Origin of the sequence: Massilia sp. PWRC2 (genome assembly GCF_049896725.1) — a bacterium.
Classification (GTDB): Bacteria; Pseudomonadota; Gammaproteobacteria; order Burkholderiales; family Burkholderiaceae_D; genus JAFCUW01.
The window spans coordinates 465,176-476,048 of sequence record NZ_JAFCUW010000001.1; the positions used below are offsets into that span (position 1 = coordinate 465,176).

The window sequence follows — 10,873 nt, forward strand, 5'->3', positions numbered from 1 at the left end:
GACAGCAAAGGCAGGGCGGCCAGCAGAGCGGCGAGCAGATTGTTATTGGTTTTGATGATGTTCTCCTTGAACGGTTCAGCGGCGCTGCAGCATGCACAACGATTAGGGCAAGTTACTCTTGCCTGAAAGAAAAGTCCGTACGCTAGCGCACCAAGTGGACTGCCTCGCCCGAACTGACATAAATGGCGTCGCCCGCTGCCGGGGCAATCAAAAAGCCGCCCGTAAACGCGCCGAATGAGGGCAGGATCAGCCGTTGCGGCCCCACCACGAAGCATGGCAGGCGTAGCGAGTCGAAGCGCGTTGCCAGCCGGTAGCTGGGGTGAATGTGGCCGGCCAGCGCATAGCCTGCGGTGGCGATATCCGGATGATGACAGAAGGCAAACGGTGCCATCGCAAACGGTTCGTCGACCATCTCGATCTGCAGGCTGGCAGCGGGATCGCCCGCATGGCGGTCGTGATTGCCGCGCACCAGGGTCAACTGCAAGTGCGGGTGGCGCTGGCGCCAGGCCAGCATGGCGGCCACGGTGGCGCTTGCATGGGCCGCGCGCGCATGCAAAAAGTCGCCGAGAAACATGATGTGACGAATGTCGTGGAGCGCCATCAGGGCGTCGAGCGCCGCCAGGTTTTGGCTGGTGGTGCCACGCGGCACCGGCACACCGGCCGCGCGGAACGACGCCGCCTTGCCAAAATGGATATCCGCGATGACCAGCATGTGCGCAGCCGGCCAGTACAGTGCCTTTTGCGCCAGCAGGTGCACCGTCTCGCCAGCGACAACAATGATTTTCTCGCTCAAGGCTGGGCCGCCTTTTCCAGTTCGCGCAGCATGCGCGCCACCCGTTCCGACAGCTTTTCGGTACTGACCTTTTCGCGAAAGCGTTCGACCATCAGCGCAAAGCCGAACGGCGTGGCGCGCTTGATGTCGCAGTAGGCGAGCTGGCGGCCGTGCAGTTCATCGAGCGTCTCGCGCAGGCGGCTCAGTTCGAGCTCCTGTTCCATCACTTCGCGCTGGGCCTGGCCAAGCAGCAGGTTACCTGCATCGTGCTTGCGAAACACCTCGAAAAACAGCGACGACGATGCCTGGATTTGCCGCGTGCTTTTCGGCTGGCCCGGATAGCCCTGGAAGATCAGCCCGGCGATGCGCGCCACTTCGCGAAAGCGCTGCTGCGACAGCTGGCTGGCATTCAAACTGGCCAGCACATCCTCTAACAGGCCGCTGGTCGACAGCAGCGCCACATCGGCACCGCTGGCACCGGCGAACAGGCTGCGCCAGTCGACCGGCTCGGCCGCCAGCAGCTCGAAGCCGTAATCGTTGACGGCGATCGAAAAGGTCATCGGCGCAATTTTACCGACCCGGTACGCGAGCAGCGCGGCCAGCCCCGTGTGCACCGAGCGGCCGGCGAACGGGTAGACGAACAGGTGATATCCCTCACGGCTGCGCAGCGCTTCGAGCACCAGGGTGGCACTGGTGGGCAGCGCCGACCACGCCTGCTGGATGTCGATCAGCGGCTTTAAGGCTTGCATCTCGGGACCGATGAACTGGCCCAGTGAGGCCAGCCGCAGCTGCTCGAGCGCGGCGTGCGCCAGTTCCGACGACAGTGGCATCTTGGCGCCAGCCCAGCGGGTGACGGCGCCCTTCTTGTTACCGGTGGCCCGCTTGACGAACGCCGTCATCTCATTGACGCGGACGAATTCGAGCATGCGTCCGCCGAACAGAAAATAGTCGCCCGCCTTCAGGCGCGAAATGAACGACTCTTCGACGCTGCCGATGCGGCCGCCGCTCATATACTTCACCTGCATGTTCGAATCGGAGACGATGGTGCCGATGCCCATGCGGTGGCGGCGGCCGATGGTGGCGTCAGGCACACGGTAGATCCCCTGTTCGTCGGCCAGCACGCGCCGGTATTCCGGATAGACGGTCAGGCTCTGGCCACCGCGGGCGACAAAGTCGAGCGCCCACTGCCATTGGGCATCAGTCAAATGGCGGTACGACCAGCTGCTGCGCACCTCGGCCAGCATGGCCACCGGCTCGAAGCCGCCGCCCAGCGCCACCGTCACCAGGTGCTGCACCAGCACGTCGAACGGCTTGTCGGGCACCGGCCGCCCTTCGATGCGGCGCGCTGCCACCGCCGCCTTGGCGCCGGCCGCCTCGAGGATTTCCAGGCTGTTGGTCGGCACCAGGGTGACGCGCGAGACGCGTCCCGGCGCGTGGCCGCTGCGGCCCGCGCGCTGCAGCAGGCGGGCGATGCCCTTGGCGCTACCGATTTGCAGCACCCGCTCGACCGGCAAAAAATCGACGCCCAGATCGAGGCTGGCGGTGCAGATGACCGCCTTGAGCTGGCCCTGTTTGAGGCCCATTTCCACCCAGTCGCGCACCGAGCGGTCGAGCGAGCCGTGATGGAGGGCGATCAGGCCAGCCCAGTCGGGCCGCGCATCGATAATGTTCTGGTACCAGATCTCCGACTGCGAACGGGTATTGGTAAACACCAGGGTGGCATTGAACTGCTCGATCTCGTCGATCACCGGCTGCAGCATCTGTAAGCCCAGGTGGCCGCCCCACGGGAAGCGCGACACATTGGCCGGCACCAGCGAGTCGACCACGATCTGTTTTTTCAGGTCGCCTTCCACCAGCACGCCCTGCCCTTCGCCCAGCAGCACGGCGCGCGCTTCATCCAGATTGCCCATGGTGGCCGACAGCGCCCACACCACCAGTTGCGGATTCCAGCGGCGCAGGCGGGCCAGCGCCAGCTGCACCTGCACGCCGCGCTTGGAGGCCATCAGCTCGTGCCACTCATCGATGATGATCATGTCCAGGCTGGCGAACTGCGCCTGCGCCTGCGCGTGACTGAGTAACAGCGACAGGCTCTCCGGCGTCGTCACCAGAGCTGAGGGCAGCTTGCGGCTCTGGCGCGCGCGCTCGGCGGCGCCGGTGTCGCCGGTGCGTGCACCTACCGTCCAGCCGGGCGAAAGTTCAGCCGCCGACTGTTCCAGTGCGCGCAGGGTGTCGGCCGCCAGCGCCCGCATCGGCGTGATCCACAACACTTGCAAGCCGCTTTGTTTGCGGCGGTTTGCCAGCGCCCCGCGCAGCAGCGCCGCGAACCACACCGCGTAGGTTTTACCGGAACCGGTGTTGGCGTGCAGCAGCCCTGACTGGCCTGCCACGGCGGCCTTCCAGACCGCGCGCTGGAACGCAAACACCTTCCAGCCGCGGCTGGAAAACCAGGCATCGACGCGAGTGGCCATGGCACTTTTCGCCATCTAGAATTCGTCCAGGACGGCAGGGTCGGACGGGGTGACCGCCGCCGCCAGCAGGCCCTTCAAGGTGTCGAGGGTATCGGCCTGCTCGACCGGCTTGTCATCGCGCTTGCGCAAAATGCGCGGAAAGCGCACCGCGATGCCCGCCTTGTGACGGGGCGACGCGCCGATGCCCTCGAAGCCAATCTCGAACACCATGGTCGGCTTGACACTGCGCACCGGGCCGAATTTTTCCACCGTGGTCTTGCGGATGACTTGATCGACCACGGCGATTTCGGCATCGGTCAGCCCCGAATACGCTTTGGCGAATGGCACCAGGCGGCGCTCGCCGGCGTCATCGACATCCCACACGGCGAAGGTGTAATCGGTGTAGAGCGACGCGCGGCGCCCGTGCCCGGCCTGCGCATAAATGAGCACGGCATCGATACTGTAAGGGTCGATCTTCCACTTCCACCAGGTGCCAACGTTCTTGGTGCGGCCGACGCCATACTGGGCGCCGCCAGCCTTGACCATCATGCCCTCGACGCCGCGCGCGCGCGACTCGCCGCGCAGCATGGCCAGCTGCCCCCAGTCGGCCGCAACGATTAGCGGCGACAGTTTTAAGGGCGCCTGCGCCGCCGCCGCCGAAACCGACCTCACGCACGCTTCGAGCAGCGTCCTGCGTTCGCGCTGCGGCAGCTCGCGCAGATCGACCGCGGCCTCCTCCAATAAATCGTAGGCGACCAGCACCGCCGGCAGCTCGCCCATCAGCTTGACCGATACGCTCTTGCGGCCGATACGCTTTTGCAGATCGGCGAACGGCGCCGGGCCGTCGGCACCTGGCTGCCAGATAAGGATTTCGCCATCGATGACGGTGCCCTCGGACAGGCGCAGGGCCGCCAGTTCGGGAAAGCGCTCGGTAATCAATTCCTCGCCGCGCGACCATAAAAAATTCTGGCCATCGCGCCGCACCAGCTGGGCGCGGATGCCGTCGTACTTCCATTCGATCTGCCAGTCGCCGATGGCGCCGAGGCTGGCGGGATCGGCTTGCAGCGGGTGCGCCAGAAAAAACGGATACGGGTGGCCGCCGCGCTGCTGCTGTTCGCTGTCGGACTGCGCCGCAATCAGGCGCAAAAAGCCCGCAGCAGTGGGACGCACGCTGCCATCGGTCCAGCCCATCAGACGCTGGGCAATCAGCTTGGCGTCGACCGCAGCGATGGTGGCCAGCGCGCGCGTGACCAGCAGCTTGGAGACGCCGACCCGAAAGCCGCCGCCAATGAGTTTGACCAGCAAAAAGCGCTCGGCCGTTTCTAGCTCGTCCCAGAAGCGCGTCATCGCCGCGCCAATGGTGGCCGGATCGGCGCCGCGCAGGGGACCGATGCGCTGCTCCATCCACTCGGCCAGGCCGATGTCGCTGGTGGCCTTGGGGGGCGGCAGGATGTGGGCGATGGTCTCGGCCAGGTCGCCCACCGCGTGGTAACACTCGTCGAACAGCCAGTCATCGATCGCCGCGTATTGAACCGCGAACTGGCGCAGCAGCTTGGTCGGCACCGCTTGGCGCGGCTTGCCACCGGCGAGAAAATACACGGCCCAGGCAGCGTTTTCCGGCGCTGCGCTGCTGAAATACTGCTGCAGGGCGTCGAGCTTGCGGTTGGTGGCGGTGGTGTCGTCGAGCGCGCCGTAGAGGCGGGCAAATTCACGCATCGCCGGCTCCAGCGGCCGCCGGCGCAGCAGGGTCGACAGCGGCGACAGTGTCAGCCACCGGCGCCGCCGCCGCCGCTTCGGCGGCGCGCTCATCGGCTTCGTCGTCGCCATATTCGGTGTCGAAGCCGGAAGCGTCCAGCCCGATCCCGCGCAGATAGCGCACCATGGTGGGAATCGAGCCGTGGGTGACGATCACGCGCGGCGCGCCGGTGGCGGCAATTGCCGTCATCAAGCCGGGCCAGTCGGCGTGGTCGGACAGCACGAAGCCGCGGTCGACTCCGCGCCGGCGGCGCGCGCCGCGCAGCAGCATCCAGCCGCTGGCAAACGCGTCGCTGTAATCGCCGAAGCGGCGCATCCAGGTCGAGCCGCCCGCCGATGGTGGCGCAATCACGATAGCGCTGCGCAAAGCGGCCTTGTCGATGTCGGTCACCAGGCAGGTGGGCGGCAGCGCCACCCCGCTGGCGCGGTAGACGCGGTTGAGCGGCTCGGCCGAGCCGTGGCAGACGATGGCGCCGATGCTGGGATCGAGGCCCGAGAGGATGCGCTGGGCCTTGCCAAAGCTGTAGGCGAACACCACGCTGCAGCGGCCGGCGGCGGCGTTGCTGCGCCACCAGGCATTGATGTCGTCAAAAATGGATTGCTGCGCTTGCCAGCGGTAGATCGGCAAACCGAAGGTCGATTCGGTAATAAAGGTATCGCAGCGTACCGCTTCGAACGGCGCGCAGGTGCGGTCCGGCTCGACCTTGTAGTCGCCCGAAGCGACCCACACTTCGCCGCGGTGTTCGATCCGGACCTGGGCCGAACCGAGCACGTGGCCGGCCGGGTGCAGCGAAATGGCGACCCCATTGTGCTGCACGCTACGGCCATAGGCCAGGCCATCGATGTGAATATCCTGTCCCAGGCGCGATTTTAAGATGTTGACGCCGGCGTCGGCCGCCAGGTAGTGGCCGTGACCGACCCGCGCGTGGTCGCCGTGGGCATGGGTGATCACCGCGCGCGGCACCGGGCGCCACGGGTCGATATAAAAATCGCCCGGCACGCAGTACAGGCCTTCCTTCCTCACTACCACCATGTCGTTCGAATGACTGCCTGCCATGCCGCGCCTTTTACTTGCCTTTTACTTTTATACGGGAGAAGCCGGTGAAACGAGGCTGACCGGTGTGACCGGTGTGACCGGTGTGACTGGCGTTACATAGCCGGCCATAAAAGTGCGCGCCACCCGGTCGGGAAAGACGATGGTGACCTCTTCGCCGGCGATCGACTGTACCATCCCTTGCGCATATTTGGGCACACATACGGCGGCGCCGACGGCAAAAGGCAGGGTCAAAGTCGGGCCGCTTGTGCGGCCGAACCCATCGTCGCAGATGGCGTCAACGGCAACGCTGGCAGCGGGCGGATTGCGGCAATTGCCGCACTGGCAGCAGCGCTCGAAGCCGTCGACGTCATCGGCAAAATAATCGAGCAGCAGCTTCCAGCGGCAGTAACCGGAGACGGCGTAATCGACCATCTCTTGCAGCGTCTGGCGATCGCGCGCGTGCTTGTCGGCGTAGACCCCGGCCAGCTCGTCGAACCGGGCGTCGGCCGGCTGCGCCCTGCCCGGCAAATAGTGCAAGGCGCGGTTTTGCCGCAGCAGGCCGCCATCCTTGAGCAGCTTGAGGCAGATTCTCAGCTTGCCCGCCGCCAGTTCGCCGCGCGCCGCCTGCAGTCGCGCAGCAGTGACGGCGCCGTCCTCCAGCAGCGCGGCCGCACTGCGGTAGGTGGCCAGCAGCTCGGCCGCCGTCGGGTAGGATTTGACCAGGAAAAACTGCTGGAGGCGCCGGTCATCGGCCAGGTACAGCAAGGTGCAGCTGGCCGCTTCGCCATCGCGGCCGGCGCGGCCCGACTCCTGGTAATACGCTGCCAGGTTGGCCGGCAGCTGCAGGTGCACGACGAAGCGGGTGTCGGGCTTGTCGATGCCCATGCCGAAGGCGTTGGTGGCCACCATCACGCGGCAGCTGCCGCCCATGAAGGCATCCTGGTTGGCCTTGCGCTGCCTCGCCGGCAGCTTGCCGTGATAAATCGAGACGCTCTCGCCACTGTCCTGCAAGTGGCGGTGCATGGCTTCGGCCGCCTTGACGGTGGCAGCATAAACGATACCGACCCCGGCCGTGGCGCGCACCAGCGCCAGCGCCTGGTCGAAGCGTTCGCCGTCATTGCTGACCTGGCGCACGGCGTAATGGAGGTTGGCGCGGTAGATGCCGGTATTGATCACATGCAGGCGCTTGCGGTTCAGTTGCCGTTCGATGTCGGCCACCACCGCGTCGGTGGCGGTGGCGGTCAGCGCCAGCAGGGGCGGCCGGCCCAGCGCCGCCATCGATGCCGCCAGTTCCAGGTAGGCTGGGCGGAAATCATGGCCCCACTGGAAAATGCAATGGGCTTCATCGATCACCACCAGGGCAATCTGGACTTGCTTGAAGACCTCGACGAAGGCGGCCTGGGCAAAGCGCTCAGGCGTGCAAAAGACGATGTCGTGGCGCCCTTGCCTGATGCCACCGACGGCGGCGCGCTGCTCGTCGGCCGTTAGCGCACTGTTTACCTGCACCGCCGGTACGCCCAGTTGCAACAGCTTTTCAGTCTGGTCCTTCATCAGCGAGAACAGCGGAGAAACAACGATGGTGATGCCGTCGAGCAGCTTGGCGGGAACCTGGTAACACAGCGATTTGCCGCTGCCGGTCGGCATGATGGCGAGCGTGTCCTTGCCGTCGAGGACACAGTCGATCACATCCTGCTGGCCGCCGCGCAAGCGCTGCATATGAAATACGCTGCGCAACAGTTTGCCGATCGAGCGGCCACGCGTGGCGCGCATGCCCGCGCGCATCAATGGGGGGTGGTGTTTGGTCATAGCCGCAACTGTAGGGGGGCTCTCGCCCGACCGCTATAGGACGGCAAGCAGTGCTGCGGTAGGAACATTGGCAGGGCCTTCCAGCCCGCGGTCGACGACCTGAGCAAGTGCTTGTCCTACACCACGACGCTCCGCAATCTGATGCCTTATGGATACACTTTGTCTATCATGAAGTCATCGAAGAAGCCCACACAGTAATTAGGAGCAACACCATGAACAAGATCTCTGTCACCTGGACCAGTTTGCAGCTTGTGCTCGCCGGCGCCTCGGCGTACGTGGTATGCAGCACCGATCTGTTGCGCGGCGCTTCCCTGTTCGTTCATTAAGCACGCCTTTCTCCAGGGCGCTGCAGGGCAGCTTCCTGCGCTGTCACTTGCGCCACCGCCAGATTGGCACTGGTATCGTCGCTGGAAAATAGCGGCAGCACCACACTGAACACCGAACCTTTGATGCCGTCGCTGGCCACCGTCAGTGCGCCGCCATGCGCTTCGGCCAGCTGGCGCGAAATAGCCAGTCCGAGACCGAGTCCCTTGACCTCTTTGCCGCTGTCGCCCCGTTCGAACGGCTCGAAGATGCGCCTTTGATCGGCTTCAACAATGCCTTGCCCGCCATCGATGACATCGATGCGCACCTGATCACCTTCGCCCTCCACCAGCACCTCGACCGGCTGGCCATTGCCATAACGCAGGGCATTGGTCAGCAGATTGATGATCACCTGTTCGATGCGAAACTCATCCCAGCGCCCTTCGATGGCGGCGTGCGGGGCCAGCGTGATGGTGGTGCCATAGCCACCGGCCTGCAGCGACAGATCGCTGACCACCCGTTTGAGCAGGGCCATCAGCTCAAAATGGGTGGGCCGGATCGACAGGCGACCGCTGCGGATGCGCGAGACGTCGAGCATGTCGTCAATCAGCCGGATCATCGACTGGATTTGGCGCTGGTCGCGGGCGATCATGGCGGGCAAGCGATCCGGGCCCAGCGCTGCAATGTTGCCACGCTGCAGTTGCAGCATGCGCATCTGGCTTTCCAGGAACAGGGTGTTCAAGGGCGTGCGCAATTCGTGCGCCACCAGCGACATGAAATCGTCGCGCATGCGCAGCGAGCGCTGCAGTTCAGCCTGGGTCGCGCTCAGCTCTTCCAGCAAGGCTTGCTGTTCACGGCGGCTTTGCTCGATCGCAGCGATCTGTCGCAGGCGTTCGTGGCGCTGCTGGTCGAGTGCGACAAACACATTGACCTTGCTGCGCACGGCATCGCTGTCGAGCGGCTTGTACAGAAAATCGACGGCGCCCGATTCATAGCCCTTGAAGGCGTAATTGAGTTCGCGCCCGGCAGCGCTGGTAAACACGATGGGAATGTGGCGGGTGCGCTCGGTCCCACGCATCAGCTCGGCCAGTTCAAAGCCATCCATGCCGGGCATTTGCACATCGAGAATGGCGAGCGCGAACTCGTGTTCGAGCAGCAACTGCAGCGCCTGCTCGCCGGAAGCGGCGTGAAAGATGGTGCGCTGCTCGTCGCGGATCAGGGCGTCGAGCGCCTGCAAATTGTCGGCCAGGTCATCAACGATCAACACTTTGCTCAATGCTTCGGCCTTCATGGTTTCTCCACCTGGTTGTTCTGCGGTATCTGCTGTGTCTGCTGTTCGGTCTGACCGGGCGCCGGCGCCCGCACGGTGATGGTCCGTAATAACTGGCCGATGCCGGCCAGATTGAGAACCAGGTCGGGGGTGACGGCGGCCAGCGCTGCGCGCGGCATGGTGGCAACTTGCGCTTCGGCCGGATCCTGTACCACCGTAAAGCCACCGCGCGCGGCGATCGCTGCCATGCCGGCGGCGCCATCGTGATTGGCACCGGTGAGCAGGATGCCGACCAGGTCTTCGCCGTACACATCGGCGGCCGAGCTCATCAAAACATCGATGGCGGGCCGGGCGAAATGCACGGGCGCTTCGCAACTGAGCGAAAAGGTATGATCGTCCTCGACCGACAAGTGGTAACCGGGGCCGGCAAAATACACGGTGGCGTCGTCGACCGACTGCTTGTCGGCCGCTTCGCGCACCGGCACCGGCAGGCGCGGCGCAAACACGGCAGCGAGCCGGCTGTCGCGGCTGGCAGGGATGTGCAGCATGCAAATGACCGGCACCCGCATGGCGGCCGGCAACGTGCTCAGAATATGGAGCAGGGCATCGACGCCACCGGCCGAACCGCCGATCACCACGGCAGCGGGCTGCAGGCTGGCGGCACTGCGCCGCGCGGCGGTTTTCATGAGCCCTTCCGGTAAATGCGTTCGCGCTTGTCGAGCGCGTCGAAGCGGCCGCCGTAGTCGGAAAAGTCGACGCTTTCCTTGCTGCCCAGCGCCAGAAAACCGCGGTGACAGAGCGACTCGTGAAACAGGCCAAATACGCGGTTCTGCAATTTGCGGTTGAAATAGATCATGACGTTGCGGCAGCTGATCAGGTGGGTCTCGGAAAACACGCTATCGGTCGACAGGCTGTGGTCGGCAAAGGTGACGTTATCGACCAGGCTCTGGTCAAAGCGGGCGCCGCCATACGCAGCGGTGTAATAGTCGGACAACTCGCCCTTGCCGCCCCCCGCTTTGTAATTCTCGCCGTAGAGCGCCATCTGCTCAAGCGGAAACACGCCGCGTCGCGCCGTTTCCAGCGATTGCGGATTGATGTCGGTGGCGTAGACGATGGCCCGTTCGAGCAGGCCTTCTTCGCGCAGCATGATCGCCATCGAATAGACTTCCTGCCCGGTACTGCAACCGGCCACCCAGATCTTCAGCGACGGGTAGGTTTTCAGGAACGGCAGCACCTGTTCGCGCAGCGACAGATAAAAGCTGGGATCGCGGAACATTTCGGTGACGGGAATGGTCAGAAACTGCAGCAGCTGGGAAAACGCCACCGCATCGTGCATCACCTTCGCTTGCAGTTCAGAAATCGTCGCACAATGCATTTCGCGCAGCGCGTGCAGCACGCGGCGCTTTTGCGAAGCGCCCGTGTAATCGCGGAAATCGTAGTTGTATTGCAGGTAGACCGCTTCGATCAACATCCGCAATTCGATA

8 protein-coding genes are annotated in these 10,873 nt (G+C 64.5%); all 8 read right to left on the minus strand.

The features are described from left to right. Positions 1-142: 142 nt before the first annotated feature. The 8 genes from pdeM to ACP7BZ_RS02145 all read right to left on the minus strand — a co-directional run bounded on the left by pdeM (position 143) and on the right by ACP7BZ_RS02145 (position 10,860). Positions 143-793 (minus strand): ligase-associated DNA damage response endonuclease PdeM, encoded by a 651-nt coding sequence (gene pdeM, locus ACP7BZ_RS02110; RefSeq protein WP_426109988.1) that lies wholly within the window; start codon positions 791-793, stop codon positions 143-145. Further along, complete coding sequence (locus ACP7BZ_RS02115; protein WP_426109989.1) at positions 790-3,240, minus strand: ligase-associated DNA damage response DEXH box helicase; 2,451 nt, start codon at positions 3,238-3,240, stop codon at positions 790-792. Before ACP7BZ_RS02115 ends, pdeM begins: the two co-directional genes overlap by 4 nt. Before the next feature lie 15 nt (positions 3,241-3,255). Next, the gene (locus ACP7BZ_RS02120; RefSeq protein WP_426109990.1) at positions 3,256-4,935 is read right to left on the minus strand and encodes an ATP-dependent DNA ligase; all 1,680 of its coding nucleotides are present in this window, start codon (positions 4,933-4,935) and stop codon (positions 3,256-3,258) included. Continuing rightward, positions 4,928-6,031 carry a ligase-associated DNA damage response exonuclease gene (locus ACP7BZ_RS02125; protein WP_426109991.1) on the minus strand — a complete coding sequence of 368 codons (1,104 nt, stop codon included), beginning with the start codon at positions 6,029-6,031 and terminating at the stop codon, positions 4,928-4,930. Before ACP7BZ_RS02125 ends, ACP7BZ_RS02120 begins: the two co-directional genes overlap by 8 nt. 27 nt (positions 6,032-6,058) lie before the next feature. After that, positions 6,059-7,816 carry a RecQ family ATP-dependent DNA helicase gene (locus ACP7BZ_RS02130; protein ID WP_426109992.1) on the minus strand — a complete coding sequence of 586 codons (1,758 nt, stop codon included), beginning with the start codon at positions 7,814-7,816 and terminating at the stop codon, positions 6,059-6,061. Positions 7,817-8,138: 322 nt separating this feature from the next. Further along, entirely contained in the window at positions 8,139-9,410 is a 1,272-nt protein-coding gene (locus ACP7BZ_RS02135; RefSeq protein ID WP_426109993.1) for a hybrid sensor histidine kinase/response regulator, read from the minus strand. After that, on the minus strand, positions 9,407-10,075 hold the full coding sequence (locus ACP7BZ_RS02140) for a chemotaxis protein CheB (RefSeq protein ID WP_426109994.1): 669 nt from the start codon (positions 10,073-10,075) through the stop codon (positions 9,407-9,409). The genes ACP7BZ_RS02135 and ACP7BZ_RS02140 overlap by 4 nt, the downstream gene beginning before the upstream one ends. Next, entirely contained in the window at positions 10,072-10,860 is a 789-nt protein-coding gene (locus tag ACP7BZ_RS02145) for a CheR family methyltransferase (protein WP_426110510.1), read from the minus strand. Before ACP7BZ_RS02145 ends, ACP7BZ_RS02140 begins: the two co-directional genes overlap by 4 nt. Positions 10,861-10,873: the final 13 nt, after the last annotated feature.